At 74.9% G+C, this 15692-nt stretch carries 14 protein-coding genes; 4 read left to right on the forward strand and 10 right to left on the reverse strand.

The window, feature by feature from the left end; translation table 11 throughout:
* Positions 1-3096: helix-turn-helix transcriptional regulator (locus ONA70_RS26245; protein WP_265009156.1), on the forward strand; the 3096-nt coding region annotated here is incomplete at its 5' end.
* Here ONA70_RS26245 and ONA70_RS26250 read toward each other — a convergent pair.
* Positions 3078-4742, reverse strand: coding sequence for a DUF423 domain-containing protein (locus ONA70_RS26250; protein WP_265009157.1), 1665 nt, complete (start codon positions 4740-4742; stop codon positions 3078-3080). The genes ONA70_RS26245 and ONA70_RS26250 overlap by 19 nt on opposite strands.
* Before the next feature lie 135 nt (positions 4743-4877).
* Positions 4878-5915 carry a lipoyl synthase gene (lipA, locus tag ONA70_RS26255; protein WP_265009158.1) on the reverse strand — a complete coding sequence of 346 codons (1038 nt, stop codon included), beginning with the start codon at positions 5913-5915 and terminating at the stop codon, positions 4878-4880.
* Between the two features lie 361 nt (positions 5916-6276).
* On the opposite strand from lipA, the gene aspS reads away from it, so the two are divergent.
* On the forward strand, positions 6277-7563 hold the full coding sequence (gene aspS, locus ONA70_RS26260) for an aspartate--tRNA(Asn) ligase (protein ID WP_265009159.1): 1287 nt from the start codon (positions 6277-6279) through the stop codon (positions 7561-7563).
* A 104-nt stretch (positions 7564-7667) separates the two neighbouring features.
* On the forward strand, positions 7668-8675 hold the full coding sequence (locus ONA70_RS26265) for an FUSC family protein (protein ID WP_265009160.1): 1008 nt from the start codon (positions 7668-7670) through the stop codon (positions 8673-8675).
* On the opposite strand, the gene nadE is transcribed toward ONA70_RS26265, so the two are convergent.
* From nadE to ONA70_RS26285, 4 genes are read right to left on the reverse strand one after another with little or no spacing between them, the layout of a single operon-like run.
* Positions 8665-9495: an ammonia-dependent NAD(+) synthetase gene (nadE, locus tag ONA70_RS26270; protein WP_319958711.1), complete on the reverse strand. Its 831-nt coding sequence runs from the start codon at positions 9493-9495 to the stop codon at positions 8665-8667. The genes ONA70_RS26265 and nadE overlap by 11 nt on opposite strands.
* 15 nt (positions 9496-9510) lie before the next feature.
* Positions 9511-9903, reverse strand: coding sequence for a VOC family protein (locus tag ONA70_RS26275; RefSeq protein ID WP_265009161.1), 393 nt, complete (start codon positions 9901-9903; stop codon positions 9511-9513).
* 5 nt (positions 9904-9908) lie between these two features.
* On the reverse strand, positions 9909-10550 hold the full coding sequence (gene lipB / locus ONA70_RS26280; protein ID WP_265009162.1) for a lipoyl(octanoyl) transferase LipB: 642 nt from the start codon (positions 10548-10550) through the stop codon (positions 9909-9911).
* Between the two features lie 59 nt (positions 10551-10609).
* Positions 10610-12433 (reverse strand): YfhO family protein, encoded by a 1824-nt coding sequence (locus ONA70_RS26285; protein ID WP_265009163.1) that lies wholly within the window; start codon positions 12431-12433, stop codon positions 10610-10612.
* Between the two features lie 187 nt (positions 12434-12620).
* On the opposite strand from ONA70_RS26285, the gene ONA70_RS26290 reads away from it, so the two are divergent.
* The gene (locus ONA70_RS26290) at positions 12621-13823 is read left to right on the forward strand and encodes an extracellular catalytic domain type 1 short-chain-length polyhydroxyalkanoate depolymerase (protein WP_265009164.1); all 1203 of its coding nucleotides are present in this window, start codon (positions 12621-12623) and stop codon (positions 13821-13823) included.
* A 28-nt stretch (positions 13824-13851) separates the two neighbouring features.
* Here ONA70_RS26290 and ONA70_RS26295 read toward each other — a convergent pair whose 3' ends face one another.
* From ONA70_RS26295 to ONA70_RS26310, 4 genes are all read right to left on the reverse strand, one after another.
* Entirely contained in the window at positions 13852-14751 is a 900-nt protein-coding gene (locus tag ONA70_RS26295; protein ID WP_265009165.1) for a TIGR01777 family oxidoreductase, read from the reverse strand.
* Positions 14752-14802: 51 nt separating this feature from the next.
* Entirely contained in the window at positions 14803-15063 is a 261-nt protein-coding gene (locus ONA70_RS26300; protein WP_319958716.1) for a hypothetical protein, read from the reverse strand.
* Positions 15060-15320: a hypothetical protein gene (locus tag ONA70_RS26305; RefSeq protein WP_265009166.1), complete on the reverse strand. Its 261-nt coding sequence runs from the start codon at positions 15318-15320 to the stop codon at positions 15060-15062. Before ONA70_RS26305 ends, ONA70_RS26300 begins: the two co-directional genes overlap by 4 nt.
* A gap of 61 nt (positions 15321-15381) precedes the next feature.
* Positions 15382-15618, reverse strand: a complete 237-nt coding sequence (locus ONA70_RS26310; protein ID WP_265009167.1) for a hypothetical protein — start codon at positions 15616-15618, stop codon at positions 15382-15384.
* Between the last annotated feature and the right edge of the window lie 74 nt (positions 15619-15692).

Here is a 15692-nt window from a genome sequence, read left to right on the forward strand (position 1 = left end):
CCCGGCCCGGGGCTGCCGGCGGCCGACCGGCAACCGCACGCCGGCCCGGTCCGTGCGGTGCCCGGGCCGGGGGCCGCGCGGGACGCGGCAGCGCCGGCCGCCGGTCCGGCCGCCACGGGGGCGGCCGGACCGGTCGGCCGGGACGGCGCGGCTGGCCGGCATGGCATGCTCGACGGCGTGACCGTACGCGCCGCCAGCACCGTCCTCGTCGGCCGCCACGACGAGCTGACCGCGCTGCGCGCCGCGCTCGGCCGGGCCCGCGCCGGGGAGGCCACCACCGTGCTCGTCGGCGGCGAGGCCGGGGTGGGCAAGACCCGGCTGCTGGAGGAGTTCGGCGCGGTGGCCGGCGACCTCGGCGCGCGGGTGCTGGTCGGCCAGTGCCTGGAGCTCGGCGAGGCCGGCCTGCCCTTCGCGCCGTTCGCCGCCGCGCTGCGCGAGGTGCTGCGCCGGGACGGCCCGGCCGCCTTCGCCGGGTACGAGGCGGAGTTCGCCCGCCTCCTGCCGGAGCTGGCCCGGGTGCCGGCCGGCGTCGCCGCGCCCACCGGCCTGCCCGTCTCGGACACCCCGCGCGGCTACCTCTTCGACCTGGTCGCCGACCTGTTCCGGCGGATCGCCGAGGACCGGCCGCTGGTGCTGGTGATCGAGGACCTGCACTGGGCCGACCGGTCCACCCGGGACCTGATCGGCTTCCTGGTCCGGGCCGCCCGCGGCGCCCACCTGCTGCTGGTCTGCACCTACCGCACCGACGAGCTGCACCGCGGCCACCCGCTGCGGCCCTTCCTCGCCGAGCTGGACCGGGCGCGCGGGGTGGACCGGGTGGAGCTGGGCCGGCTCGACCGGGACGGCACCGCGGCCATCCTCGCCGACCTGCTCGGCGCCGAACCCGCGTCCCGGGCCGTCGACGACGTGCACGGGCGTACCCAGGGCAACCCGTTCTTCATCGAGGAGCTGGCCGCCGCCGGCGGCCCGGTCGGCTGTGCCGCGCTGCCGGAGACCCTGCGCGACCTGCTGCTGGCCCGGGTCGACCGGCTGCCCGAACCGGCCCAGCGGGTGCTGCGGATCGCCGCCGCCGGGGGCACCCGCTTCGCCCACCAGCTCCTCGCCGAGGTCGCCGGCCTGCCCGAGTACGAGCTGGAGGACGCGCTGCGGGCGGCCGTCGCCGCCCAGCTCGTGGTGGCCGATCCGGACGGCGACTACGAGTTCCGGCACGCCCTGGTCCGGGAGGCCGTCCACGACGAGCTGCTCCCCGGCGAGCACGCCCGGCTGCACGCCCGGTACGCCGCCGCGATCGAGGCGCAGCCGCACCTGGTGGCCGCCGGTCGCGCCCCGGCCGAGATCGCCCACCACTGGTACGCCGCACACGACCACCCGCGCGCCCTGCTCGCCGCCCGCGTCGCGGCCTGCGCCGCCGCCGATCGGTACGCGTACGCCGAGCAGAGCCGGCTGCTGGAGCGGGTGCTTGAACTGTGGGAGCTGGTCCCGGACGCCGCCGACCGGCTCGGCATGGACCACCTGCGGGTGCTGGAGGAGACCTTGGCGGCGGCCACCACCGCGGGCGACTACAACCGGGCGCTCACCCTCACCCGGGCCGCCCTGGACGAGGTGGCGACCGACGTCGAGCCGCTGCGCGCCGCCCGCCTGCTCGTCCAGCGCGGCCGGCTGCTCGCCCTGCTCGGCAAGAGCGACGGCACCACCGAGGTCCGCGAGGCGTACCGGCTGGCCGCCGGGGTGCCCGACGGGCCGGAGCGGGTCCGGCCGCTCGCCGACATCGCCGCGCACCTGGTGAAGATCGACCCGGAGCAGGCCGCCTCGGTGGCCGCCGAGGCGATGGCCGCCGCCGAGGCGGTCGGTACGGACGTGGCCCTGCTGCCCACCTGGATCGCCCTGCTCTGCCGCACCGACAAGGCCCCCGACCTGGGGCTGGCCGAGCTGCGCCGGGCAGAGGCCCGGGCCCGCGCCACCGGCAACGCGCCCGTGCTGGTCAGCGCCCTGGTCCACCTCTCCGACGTGCTCTACGAGCTGGGCCGGTACGCCGAGTCGGAAGAGGCGGCCGAGGCCGGGGTGAGCGAGGCGCGGCGGTTCGGGATCAGCCGCTCCACCGGGGCGTACCTGCTGTCCAACCGGGCCGAGGCGCTGATCGCGCTGGGCCGCTGGGACGAGGCCGACGCGGCCTGCGTGCAGGCCGCCCGGATCGACCCGCCGGGCGTGTCCGGCCTGCACTGGCTCCAGCTCCGGGCCGGGCTGCGGCTGGCCCGGGCGCACCCGGCCGCCGACGAGCTGGTCGGCCGGGCGCTGGCCTTCCTGGCCCGGCCGTACCTCTGGCCGAACCACCGACTGCCGCTGCGCGAGCTGCGCATCGAGGCCGCTCTCGCCGCCGACGACAAGGTCGAGGCGGTCCGCGCGGCCCGCGCCGCGCTGGCCGACGAGCGCCTGACCGACCTGCCCCGGGAGGGGTGGCCGCTGCTCACCGCCGCCGCCCGGACCGCCGCGCTGGTCGGCGACGCCGAGCTGGCCGGCGAGGTGTCCACGGTGGCCGCCGCCCTGCCGGCCCGCTACCCGGCGGAGCAGGCGAACGCCGCCCAGGTCGCCGCGATCCTGGCCGGCGGCGACGCGGCCCTGCCGGCCTGGCGGGCGGCGGTCCAGGCGTGGCGGACGGCCGGCCAGCCGTACCCGCTGGGGCGGGCGTTGCTCGGGCTGGCCGAGGCGGCCGCCACGACCGGCGACCGGGACACCGTGGCCGCGGCGGTACAGGAGGCCGGCGAGATCGCCACCCGGCTCGGCGCCACCCCGCTGGGCGAGCAGGTCGCCACCCTGGCCCGCCGGGTCGGGCTGCGCAGCGGGGGTCGCCCCGGCCCGGGCCTGCTCACCAGCCGTGAGCAGGAGGTGCTGCGGCTGGTCGCCGAGGGACACAGCAACAGCCGGATCGCCGAGCAGCTCTTCATCTCGCCGAAGACGGCCAGCGTGCACGTCTCCCGGATCATCGCGAAGCTGGACGTCAGCAACCGGGTGGAGGCGGCGGCCCTGGCCCACCGCCTCGGCCTGCTCGACCGGGACCCGGCGCCGGCCACGGCGCCCGGTCAGCGGCGCGGCAGGTAGATCCGCCACCCCTCGACCGTGACCACGTCGAGCGCGTGCCGGCCCGGACCGACCCGACCGTCGAGCCGGGCGGCCAGCGGCGACCCTACCGGCGCGACCCAGGCCGCTCCGGGGTCGGCCGCCACCGCCCGTCGGTACCCGGGCAGCCGGTCGAAGCCGGGGTGCAGGTCGTCGTCGACCACCGCGCAGACCACGTCCTCGCCCGTGGCGAAGGTGAGCCGATTGCACGTCCAGTAGCCGCCGCGCACGTGCCGTACGCCCAACCCGGCGAGGGCGTCCACGAGGGCCCGGTGCCGGTCGGCCTCGGCGTGGGTGGCCGACCCGCCGGCGATCGCTCCGGCGGTGGCGATCCCCGCCGTGCCGAGGATCGCGGCCAGCACGGCGACCGCCGCCAGGCCGACCCTCCGGGGACGCCGGCCACGCGGACCGGCCCGGCGCGCGGCGCGCCACAGCGGCCAGAGCAGGGCGGGCGTGGCGACCGCCAGGCAGGACAGGTAGCGGGAGCTCTCCACCGGGGTCCGCCCCGCCGCGGTGCTCAGGGTGTACGCCGCCAGCACCGCCGCCGCCCCGGCCAGCAGCGCCAGCCGCACCGCCGCCGACACCCGCCGCCCCTCCGGGCCGCGAGGATCGTCGCCGGATCTTGGACGCTTGCCGTTTCCAGCGAACGACAACTGTCCACGATCTGCGGGCGGCAGCGGCCGGCGCAGGGTGCGCCAGGCGGTGAGGCCGGCGAGGAGCAGCAGGAGCGGGAACGCGAGCGCCCACCACAGCTGCCAGCCGGCGCAGTGGCCGGGGGAGCAGAAGCCCATGCCCAGCGGCGGGCCGAGCACCAGCCCGCCGTACAGCCGCTCACCCCAACTCGCCGCCTCCCCGCCGCCGGCGGCGAGGACCGCGGTGAGCGGGTTGCGGCGGTGCCGCAGGCTGTCCAGCAGTATCGGCGCCGCGCCCAGCAGCAGCACGGCGGCGACCACCAGCCCCGCCCGCCCGGCCAGCTCCCGCCGTCGCCGCACCACCAGCACCGCGCCGAGGCCCAGCGCGTACGGCAGCAGCAGCGGATCGACCCAGAGCATCAGCCCGGTGACCAGCCCCCAGGCCCCCCAGCGGGGCAGCCGCGCCGTCGTCCGGTCGGCGCAGAGGGCCACGGTGAGCAGGGCGAGCCCGACCCCGGCCGGGTTCAGCTCGGGATAGCCGCCTCCGGCGATGAGCTGGTTCTTGACCACCCGGTCCGAGCCGAGCGCGAGGAAGCCGACGACCAGCAGGGCGAACCAGTGATCGCCGCCGAGCCGCCGGGTGAGTCGCCAGGACAGGGCGAGGAAGAGCGCGTACAGCGCGAGGGTGGGCAGCCGCAGCGCGAGCACCGAGGGCCCGGTGAGCGCGACCAGCGGCGCGGCCAGGTACGCCTCCAGCGTCCCCATGTACGCCTGGCCGTAGAACCAGACCGGGAAGTGCTCGCCCCGGGCGATGTGCAGGGCGGCCAGCCCCATGGTGGCCTCGTCGCTGTTGGTCGGCGGGGCGTCGGCGAGCAGCAGGGCCAGCCGGTAGCCGACCCCGGCCAGCACAACGAGCGCGGCCAGCGCCGTGGGCAGCGAGATTCGCCGCCCCGGCCGGTACGCCCGGGGGGCGGCCAGGCCGGCGCGCACTCCCACGCAGGGAGTAACGGTGCCTTCGACGCAGGGTGGCGGTGCCCCCGCTGCTCATGTCAGGCGCCCACTACGCCGGGCCGGCGGGTCGCAGCCCGACGCGCCACACGGCATGCGGCCGCGGCGCAGGCCGCGAGACGTTCAGGCGGTGACGCTGGCGCGGACGGCGAGCGCCTGCTGGTAGAGCCGCCCGGCCCGGTACGACGAGCGGACCAGCGGGCCGCTCATCACGCCGGCGAAGCCGATCTCCTCGGCCTCCTCGCGCAGCTCGACGAACTCCTCCGGCTTGACCCAACGGGTGACCGGGTGGTGCCGGGGGGAGGGGCGCAGGTACTGCGTGATGGTGATCAGCTCACAGCCGGCCTCGTGCAGGTCGCGCAGCGCCTGGGAGACCTCGGCCCGCTCCTCGCCCATGCCGAGGATCAGGTTGCTCTTGGTGACCAGGCCGGCGGCGCGGGCCTGGCGGATCACGTCGAGCGAGCGCTCGTAGCGGAACGCCGGCCGGATCCGCTTGAAGATCCGCGGCACGGTCTCCACGTTGTGCGCCAGCACCTCCGGGCGCGCGCCGAAGACCTCGGCGAGCTGCTCCGGGACGGCGTTGAAGTCGGGGATCAGTAGCTCGACGCCGCAGCCGGACTGCAGGGCGTGGATCTGCCGGACCGTCTCGGCGTAGAGCCACGCGCCGCCGTCGGGCAGGTCGTCGCGGGCGACACCGGTGATGGTGGCGTAGCGCAGGCCCATCGCGGCGACCGACTCGGCGACCCGGCGGGGCTCGTCGGCGTCGAACTCGGCCGGCTTGCCGGTGTCGATCTGGCAGAAGTCGCAGCGCCGGGTGCACTGGTCGCCACCGATGAGGAAGGTGGCCTCCCGGTCCTCCCAGCACTCGTAGATGTTGGGGCAGCCGGCCTCCTGGCAGACGGTGTGCAGCCCCTCGCGCGAGACCAGCCCGCGCAGTTGGGTGTACTCCGGCCCCATCTTGGCCTTGACCTTGATCCACGGCGGCTTGCGCTCGATCGGCGTCTCGGCGTTGCGCGCCTCGATCCGCAGCATGCGCCGCCCCTCGGGGGCGACCGTCGCGGTGCGCGCTGCCTGCTCAGTCGTCGGCGCGGAGTGCTCGATCGTCACGAAACCGAGCCTACGCCGGTCGGTGGCCGTCGATGAACGTCGGGCGACCGGCATCACGCCGCAGATGTTGTGACACCGGACACGGGCCACCAAAAAATCGCCGTCACACGAGCCGGCGAGAGGTGCTAGCCTGCCCGGCAGAGCTGCGACGGAGCCGAGTAGCGCGCCGATCCGCCAGCGCAGAGAGCCGCCGGTTGCTGGAAGGCGGTCTGGCGCCTGTGCGTGAAGACCCTCCCGAGCTGCGGGAAGAACGGCGCGTCCGCGCTCAGTAGAGCCCGCCCGGCTGGCCCCGGTGAAAAGGCGACGAACGAGGCTCCCGCCCGCGCGGGGGCGAAGGTGTGGTGGCACCGCGAGGATCCCGCTCGCCCACACCTCCCTGGGGATCGCGTTGCGATTGATCAAGGAGGTAACCGCCGTGCAACGCATCCTTTCCACCCAACTCAGCCACCAGATCGGCGAATCCGTCCGGATCGCCGGCTGGCTGCACCGCCGCCGGCTGCTCAAGTCGGTGGCCTTCCTGATCGTGCGGGACGCCGCCGGCCTGGCCCAGGTGGTGGTCACCGACCCCACCGTCCGCGCCGCCGTCGAGTCGCTGTCCGAGGAGACCGTCGTCGAGGTCACCGGCACGGTGATCGCGAACCCGACCGCGCCGGCCGGGGTCGAGGTCGTCGAGCCCGCGGTACGGCCGCTCGGGCCGCCCGCCGTGCCGCCGCCGTTCGACCTGTACCGGCCGGTGCTGACCGCCACCCTGCCCACCCAGCTCGACCACGCCCCGACCGCCCTGCGCCACCCGTCCCGGTCGGCCGCGCTGCGCATCTCGGCGGCGGCGGTGGCCGGCTTCCGGGCCGCCCTGGACGCCCGCGACTTCGTGGAGATCCACACCCCGAAGGTGGTCGCCTCGTCCACCGAGAGCGGGGCAAACGTCTTCGCGCTGGACTGGTTCGGCCGGCCCGCGTACCTGGCGCAGTCGCCGCAGTTCTACAAGCAGCTGATGGTCGGCGTCTTCGAGCGGGTGTACGAGGTGGGGCCGGTGTTCCGGGCCGAGCCGCACGACACCGTCCGGCACCTGGCCCAGTACACCTCGCTCGACGTCGAACTGGGCTTCGTCGCCGACCACCGGGACGTGATGGTGGTGTTGCGGGACACCCTCGCCGGGATGCTGGGGGCGGTCCGGGCACGGGCGGGCGCAGCGCTCGCCACCCTCGGTGTCGAGCCGCCGGAGGTGCCGGCGGAAATCCCCGCGGTGCACTTCACCGAGGCGTTGAAGATCGCCGGGGCGCCGGCCGACGAGCCCGACCTCGCCCCGGCGCACGAGCGGGCGCTGGGCGAGTGGGCCTGCCGGGAGCACGGCTCGGACTTCCTCTTCGTCACCGGGTACCCGATGGCGAAGCGGCCGTTCTACACCCACCCGGACCCGGCCCGGCCGGCCTACTCCAACGGCTTCGACCTGCTGTTCCGGGGCATGGAGCTGGTCACCGGCGGGCAGCGGCTGCACCGGTACGAGGACTACCTGGCCGCGCTCGCGGCGCGGGGCGAGCCGGTCGAGCCGTACGCCGGCTACGTGGACGCGTTCCGGCACGGCATGCCACCGCACGGCGGCTTCGCCATCGGCCTGGAGCGCTTCGTCGCCCGGCTGACCGGCGCGGCCAACGTCCGCGAGGTCACCGCCTTCCCGCGTGACCTGCACCGCCTGACTCCCTGACGGCGCGGAAAAGCCGAGGGCGCCGGCGGTGTAAGCAGGGGCCCCTTGTTAACACCCGTCTGTTAACAAGGGGCCCCTGCTTTCCAGCGGGTATAAGGAGGGGGATGAGCGAGCAGCTCCGAGTGGCGCTGCGCGGCCTGCTGCACGTCCGCCGGGTGCCGGGCGCCCACCGGGTCGCGCTGCGGGCCGGGGTCAGCGTCCTCGTGCCGCTGCTCGCGGTGCTCGCCGCCGGCCACCCGGAATGGTCCGTGTACGCGGTCTTCGGGGCGTTCACCTCGCTCTACGGGCGTAACCACGTGCACCTGTCCCGCGCGGCGATGCAGGCCAGCGCCGGGGCGGCGCTCACCGGGTCAATCGTCCTCGGCGTGCTGGTCGGCTCGGCGCCGTCGCGGGCCTGGGTGGCGGTGCCGGTGGCCGCGGCCGTCGCCGCGCTGGGCGCCGTGCTCGCCGCCGCGCAGGACTGGCACCCGCCGGGGCCGCTGTTCCTGGTGTTCGCCGTCGGGGCGGTCGCCTCGGCCCCGCACGTGCTCGCCGATGTGCCGGTGGCCGCCGCCGTGGCCGGGCTCAGCAGCCTGTTCGCGCTGCTGGTCGGAAACGTCGGCAGCCTGTTCCGGCGGCAGCGCAGCCGGCCGGCCCGGCTGGCGTACGGGTGGAGCTGGCAACCGGCCCGCTACGCCCTCGCCGTGCTGCTGGCCGGCGGCACGGCGACGGCCGTCGGGATCGGCCACCCGTACTGGGCGATGGTCGCGGCGGTCGCCCCGCTGAGCGCCGAGGGGCTGACCGCCCAGCTCGTCCGCGCCGCGCACCGCATCCTCGGCACGCTGCTCGGGCTGCTCATCAGCGCGGTGCTGCTCGCGCCGCACCTGTCGGCGTACGCCACGGTGCTCGTGGTGGCGGTGCTGCAGATCGTCACCGAACTGCTGGTGGGCCGCAACTACGGCCTGGCGCTCCTGTTCATCACCCCGATGGCGCTGCTGATGGGGCAGCTCGCGGTGGCCCGCCCGGCCGGGCCGCTGCTCTTCGACCGAGGGGTGGAGACGGCGATCGGCGCCGTCATCGGCGGCGCGATCGTGCTCGGCGAACCGTGGCTGCGGGCCAGGATCACCACCTAGGCGCGAGGGGGAGCTGCCGCTTGTGCTCCGTGGCCCGGTACCGGGCCTCCAGCGCCGCCGCGACCTCCGCCGGGACCGGCCGGCCCTCCAGGTAGTCGTCGATGTGCTCGTACGCCAGGCCGAGCGCGTCCTCGTCCAGCTTGCCGGGAGCGAGGCTCTCCAGGTCGGCGGTGGGCGCCTTGCCCACCAGCTCGGCGGGCGCGCCGAGGGCCGCGGCGAGCGCGCGTACCCGGCGCTTGGTCAGCCCGGCCAGCGGCACGACGTCCGCCGCGCCGTCGCCGTGCTTGGTGAAGAAGCCGGTGACCGCCTCGGCCGCGTGGTCCGTGCCGACCACCAGCCCGTCCATCGCCCCGGCCACCGCGTACTGGGCGATCATGCGCTGCCGGGCCTTGACGTTGCCGTGCACGAAGTCCTGGTGGGCGGCGTCCCGGAAGGTCAGCCCGGCCGCCGCCAGCGCGGCCAGGGCGGCGTCGCTGGCCGGCTTGACGTCGACCGTGAGCACCCGGTCGGGCCGGATGAACGCCAGCGCCGCCTGGGCGTGGTGCTCGTCGGCCTGCACCCCGTACGGCAGGCGCATCGCGACGAAGACCGCCGGGTGGCCGGCCTCGCGGGCCCGTTCCACCGCGAGCTGGCAGAGCCGCCCCGCGGTGGTGGAGTCCACGCCGCCGCTGATGCCGAGGACCAGCGTCGCCAGCCCCGTGTCGACCAGGCGGTCGGCGAGGAAGACGACCCGGCGCTCGATCTCCGCGGCGGCGTCGAAGGCCGCCGGCACCTGGAGTTCCTCGGCGATCTGCTGCTGGATCGACAGCACGTCGGTCATCGGGGTCCTTCCGAATCAGGCGGGGCCGAGCAGGTCCCAGGGGTTGCCTTCCAGGTCGCGGAAGACGGCGACCCGGCCGTACGGCTCGGTGCGCGGGGGCTTCACGAACTCGACCTTCGCCTCGAGCATCCGCCGGTAGGTGGCGTCGAAGTCGTCGACCTGGAGGAAGAAGCCGACCCGGCCGTGGGTCTGGTCGCCCACCGCCCCCGCCTGCCGCTCCCCGTCGGCGCGGGCCAGCAGCAGCCCGGTGCCGCCACCCGGCGGCCGGACCACCACCCAGCGCTTCGGCCGGCCGTCGTTGGTCAGGGACGGCTTGTCCTCGACCAGTTCGAAGCCGAGCACCTCGGTGAAGAAGGCGATCGCCGGGTCGTACTCGGCGACAACCAGGGTGACGAGATCGATCCGCACCCGGGTCAGACCTGTACGAGGGTCGGCAGGTGCCGCTCGACCACCGGGAGCATGTCGGCGACGGTGACCGGGCGGCCCAGCTCGGCGGTGAGCGAGGTGGTGCCCGCGTCCCGGATGCCGCACGGGACGATCCGGTCGTACCAGCTCAGGTCGCAGTCGCAGTTGATCGAGAAGCCGTGCAGGGTCACGCCCCGGGCCACCCGGATGCCGATGGCGGCCACCTTGCGGGCCGGCCCCCGGTCGTCCTCCGGCACCCAGACGCCGCTGCGCCCCTCGACCCGGCCGGCGGCCAGCCCGAACTCGGCGCAGACGTCGATCAGCAGCTGCTCGGTCCGCCGGACGTAGGCCACCACGTCCACCGGGTCGGGCAGCTTGACGATCGGGTAGCCGACCAGCTGCCCCGGCCCGTGCCAGGTGATCTTGCCGCCGCGGTCGACGTCGATGACCGGGGTGCCGTCCATCGGGCGGTCCCACGGCTCGGTCCGCTTGCCGGCGGTGTAGACGCTGGGGTGCTCCAGCAGCAGCACGGTGTCGCCCCGCTCGCCGGCCACCACGGCCTCGTGCAGCCGGCGCTGCTCGTCCCAGGCGGCCTGGTAGTCGAGCAGGCCGGCGCGGACGGCGGTCAGCCGGGAAGTCGTCACACTCACCCGTTCAGCCTAGACCCGCCGGCCCTGGTCCGGCGGCGTGAGCCTCGTCGCGTCCGGGCTCACGCCGGGGGTACGTGCCAGAGCCAGACGTCGTCCACCCGCTGCGGCGGGCCGAGCAGGGCGGTCGCGGTGCGCCGCAGGGCATCCTCGTCGACGTCGTACTTGGCGCCGTGCACCCGGTCGGCCAGCACCACCGTCTCGACCCCCCAGTAGCGCAGGTCGGCCCGGGACTGCCGGATGCTGCCCTCGGTGACGATCGGCACCAGCCCGGTCTTCCCGGCCTGGTCCATCAGCGAGTCGAAGGTCCGCGGCACCGGACCGATCCGGCCCCGGCCGCCCGGCCCGCCGGGGCCGAGGAAGAACCCAGCCGGGATCCGGAACTCGCCCTGCCCGTGGGCCAGGGCGTACGCCTGCCAGCGCTGCCCGTCGGGGTAGACGTCGACGGTCAGCGGCAGCGGGGTGAGCGTGCCGCCGGGGGAGACGTACCGCTGCCAGGTGCCGCTGGTGACGAACCTCGGGATCGGCTCCCGAACGCTGGTCAGCAGCGGGGTGGGCAGCAGCGGCAGCAGCGCGGCGGCGAAGCCGACCGCCCAGGCCAACCCGGTGGCGCGGTGTCGGGGCCGTTGGGCGCGCAACCGGTCGACCGTGTACGCCAGCAGCAGGCCGATCACCGGCGCGACCACCAGGGCCAGCCGGGACGGCAGCGCCGCGTTGATCACCGGCAGGTTGTCCAGCACCCCGAACGGCAGCAGCTGGTCGGTGCGCCGCCCGTTCCACTTGGCCTTCGGACCCCAGGACAGCACCGCGAACACCACGGCGGTGAGGCCCAGCGCGGTCAGCGTGGCCCGGAACGCCCGCTCGGCCCGGACCCGGAGGAAGGCGAAGCAGGCGACCGCGAGCAGCAGCAGTGGGATGCCGAAGAAGGAGTTCTCCTCGGTCGGGTTGGGGGCCAGCGAGGTGCCCAGCCCGGCCCAGCCGGCGAGCGACCGGCGCGGGTACGACCCGTACGCGGCGATGTCCTCGGAGTGGATCAGCGGGTCGAAGCCGGTGCCGTGGAAACGCTGCGGCCCGGCGAAGTGCAGCCACAGCGGGTACGCCAGCAGCACCCCGGCCACCACCGCGGTCACCCCGAGCCCGCGCAGGAAGTTCGGCAGCGCGGCCCGAACCTCCCCCCGCCGGGCCGGGTGCAGCGCCCAGACCACCAGGAATAACGCGAGCGCCAGGGCGGTGAAGAAGAGCCCCTCGGCGGCGATCGAGAAGGCGACCGCGACCAGCAGGCCGAGCACGATCCCGCCGCGTACCGCGCGACCGGGGCGGCGCAGCCGGAACACCCCCCAGATCAGCAGCGGCACCAGCCAGCCGGCGGTCCAGTTCAGGTGGGCGTTGGCGTGCGCCACCATCGCCGGGCAGTAGGCGACGAAGAGCGCGCCCACCCCGGCGGCCAGCCGGCTGTCCACCAGGTACCGGCTGAGCAGCCAGTACCAGGCCACCGCGGTGGCGGCCAGGTTGAGGGTGAGGATCACCAGGAAGGTCGTGGGCGGCCCGATCAGGTACGTCAGCGGCGCGAAGACCACCGCGTACACGGTGACCGAGGTGTTGACCGCGAGGTTCACCCCGTCCGGGACGTTGATCAGGTGGGTGAAGAACGGGTTCTCCCCGTGGGTGAGGGCGTGCCCGCCGAAGGCCAGCAGCCACTCGAAGAGGGCCTGGTCGCTGGAGTTCACGGTGATCGCGCGGCTGGTCGGGTCCCGCCACATCCCGCTGGTCACCCAGAACGCCAGCGCCACCGCGACGAGCAGCACGGCCAGGTCGGCCCACCGGCCCCGGGCGGCGGGTGCGGGCGCGGGTGACGGGCTGGCGGCCAGAGACGGGGAGGACGGCACGGAGCGGACGTTACCAACCGGACCTGGACACGCCGGTCAGACACGAAACCTTCCCTGTCGGCAGTCCGCCGACACTTCGGCGGGCATGAATGTGTGCGTGGTCGCTATTCCGGGCCACGCAACACGGACGTAACGTCTCGGCAACTCGAAGGTGACCCAGTTCACAATTCGCCGTCAGGAGGTCGCCGTGCGCCGCTCCTCATCCCTTCTCGCCCGGCTCGCCGGGGCGGCGGCCGGGGTCGTGCTGGCCGCGGCCGCCGTGCTCGCCGTCGCCCTGCCCGCACAGGCCGCCACGCTCACCCAGGTCACCGGGTTCGGCTCCAACCCGGGCAACCTCGCCATGTACGCGTACCGGCCGGACGGGCTGCCGGCCAACGCGCCCGCCGTGGTGCTGCTGCACGGCTGCACCCAGAACGCCTCCGGCTACTTCACCAACTCCGGCTGGCAGAAGTACGCCGACCTGTGGAAGTTCGCGCTGATCGTGCCGCAGCAGTCCAGCGCCAACAACTCCAGCTCCTGCTTCAACTGGTTCCAGACCGGGGACACCACGCGGGGGCAGGGCGAGGCGCTGTCGATCAAGCAGATGGTCGACTACGCGAAGACCAACTACGGCTCCGACGCGAGCCGGATCTACGTCAGCGGCCTCTCGGCGGGCGCGGCGATGAGCGCGGTCATGCTCGCCACCTACCCGGACGTCTTCGCCGCCGGCTCGGTCATCGCCGGCCTGCCGTACCGCTGCGCGACGGACAGCACCAGCGCGTACAGCTGTATGAATCCCGGGGTGGACAAGACCCCCGCGCAGTGGGGTGACCTGGTCCGCAACGCCTACTCCGGCTACGCCGGGCCGCGCCCCCGGGTGGTGATCTGGCACGGCACCTCGGACACGACCGCGGCGCCGATGAACGCGGTCGAGTCGCGCGACCAGTGGACGAACGTGCTGGGCGTCTCGCAGACGCCGACCAGCACCGCCTCGCTGCCCGCCGGGACCAGCCTCGAGGTGTACGGCAACGACCGGGTCCGCCTCTACCGGGTCTCCGGGATGGGGCACGGCACCCCGGTGGACCCGGGTTCGGCCACCGACCAGTGCGGCACGGCCACCGCGTACTTCCTGGACACCATCTGCTCGACGTACCGGGACGCGCTCTTCTTCGGCCTCGACGGCGGGACCTCGCCCAGCCCGACCCCGACCGCGTCCCCCTCGCCCTCGCCGACGGCCTCGCCGGTCTGTGTCACCGCCAGCAACTACGCCCACGTGACCGCCGGCCGGGCGTACCAGTCCGGCGGCTACGCCTACGCACTGGGCAGCAACCAGAAGATGGGCCTCTACAACACCTTCTACACGACCACCCTGAAGCAGACCGGCCCCAGCTACTGGGTCATCGGCTGCTGACCGCGCCGCCGATGCCCGCGCGCCGCCCTCACCCGGTGAGGGCGGCGCGCAGCGCGCTCGACAGGTCGCGGTGGGTCCAGCCGAAGCCGGCCTTGGTCAGCACGCCGGGGAGGACCCGGGCGCTGGTCAGCGCCTCATGGGCGAAGCCACCGAGGGCGATCCGCAGGGCCAGCGCGGGGACCGGCATGATCGCCGGCCGGTGCACCTGCCGGCCCAGCTCCCGGGCGAACTCGGCATTGGTGACCGGGGCCGGACCGACCACGTTGACCGGTCCGGCCAGGTCGTCGCGGGCCAGCAGGAACGCGACCGCGTCCAGCCAGTCGCGCATCGAGATCCAGGGCAGCCACTGCCGGCCGTTGCCCAGCTTTCCGCCGACCCCGAGCCGGAACGGCAGCAGCTGCGGCTTGAGCATGCCGCCCGCGCGGTCCAGCGGCAGCCCGGTGCGCAGCCGCACCACCCGTACGCCGGCGTCCTCGGCCGGCCGGGTGGCAGCCTCCCAGACCCGGCAGACGTCGGCCAGGAAGCCCTCGCCGGCGGGCGCGTCCTCCTCGACCACCCGGTCGCCGGTGTTGCCGTACCAGCCGACGGCGGAGGCGTTGAGCATGACCGCGGGCCGGTCGGCGGTGGGCAGGCCGGCCATGGTGATGGCGAGCGTGGTGGTGGTGTCCACCCGGCTCGACCGGATGACCCCCTTGTACTCGTCGTTCCAGCGCTTGTCGCCCACCCCGGCGCCGGCCAGGTTGACCACCGCTTCGGCGGCGGCGACCACCTGCGGGTCGAGCTGAGCGGCGGACGGGTCCCACTGCCGCTCGTCGGCGTCGCGGGGGGCGCGGCGGACCAGGCGGGTGACCTGGTGCCCGTCCGCGGTGAGCCGGTCGACCAGTCGGGTGCCGAGGAAGCCGGAGACCCCGGCCATGAGGATCCGCATGTTCATATCTTCCTGCACGGACCCGGCCGTGGCCGCGTTGAGCGAAATCACTCACTCGACACGCGATCGGCGGGGGATCGCCCAGCCGAGGAAGCGGGTGAAGAGCTGTCCCGGCGCCGGCCCGTCGTGCGGGTTGAGCGTGTGCAACTCGCCGGCCGCGTCGTGCAGCATCCCGCCCAGGTAGACCAGCAGCGACACCCGGTCGTCGGCGTACTCGCGCAGCAGGGTGAGCCGGGCGGTCGGACAGGGCCACGGCGCGGCGCAGGCCCGGCACAGCCAGAGCGGCCGGATCGGCAGGTGCGGCCGGCTCACCACCGGCCGCCGTTGGCCCGCCAGGTCTGCGCCGGGGTGAGCCGGCCGGCCCGCCCCACCTGCGGGTTCGCCCGGGTCACCTCGTCGATCCAGCGGCTGTTCGGCGGCGGGGCGGGCGGTTCGGTGGGGACTGGCGCGTGCCGGTCCGCGCAGGCTGTCCAGCGCAGGCCGAACGAGCACCAGCGCCGTCCGCGTCGCCAGGTCCGCCGGTGCCGGGGCGCGAGCGGCACCGGCCCCGTGTTCGGTCGCGGCCACATCGTCAGCACCCCCCATCGGGTACGCCGACCAGCAGCCCGCCGCGTTCCGCCACCTCGTCGATCACGTCGTCGGGCAGGCCCCGCGAGCGCAGCACCCGCCGTCCCTAACGGTGCAAAAGACACGGGTACGGAGTTCGGTCACTGCGGCACAGCGGACCGTCGGCCAGTCCTCGGGCCGGTGCACCAGCATCACCCGCAGGGCCAGCTTCACGTCCTCCACCGTGACGAACCACGGCATCGGCAGCTCGCCGAGCACCTTCTCCATCGCGTCCACCGGTTGGTCGGCTACTGACTGCACGCTGCTCCGCCTCTCTCGTCAGGGTGCGGCACCGAGACGGGCGGGGTCGGCCGTGCGCTCCAGCGCCCCAGCGA

Origin of the sequence: Micromonospora yasonensis (assembly GCF_026013475.1) — a bacterium.
GTDB classification, from domain to species: Bacteria; Actinomycetota; Actinomycetes; order Mycobacteriales; family Micromonosporaceae; genus Micromonospora; species Micromonospora yasonensis.

Bases quoted from the DNA above. Each gene is read 5' to 3' on its own strand.
- lipA (WP_265009158.1), bottom strand. From the start codon at position 5,915: ATGCCGGTCGCCCGACGTTCATCGACGGCCACCGACCGGCGTAGGCTC.
- ONA70_RS26265 (WP_265009160.1), top strand. From the start codon at position 7,668: ATGAGCGAGCAGCTCCGAGTGGCGCTGCGCGGCCTGCTGCACGTCCGC.
- nadE (WP_319958711.1), bottom strand. From the start codon at position 9,495: ATGACCGACGTGCTGTCGATCCAGCAGCAGATCGCCGAGGAACTCCAG.
- ONA70_RS26295 (WP_265009165.1), bottom strand. From the start codon at position 14,751: ATGCGGATCCTCATGGCCGGGGTCTCCGGCTTCCTCGGCACCCGACTG.
- ONA70_RS26305 (WP_265009166.1), bottom strand. From the start codon at position 15,320: ATGTGGCCGCGACCGAACACGGGGCCGGTGCCGCTCGCGCCCCGGCAC.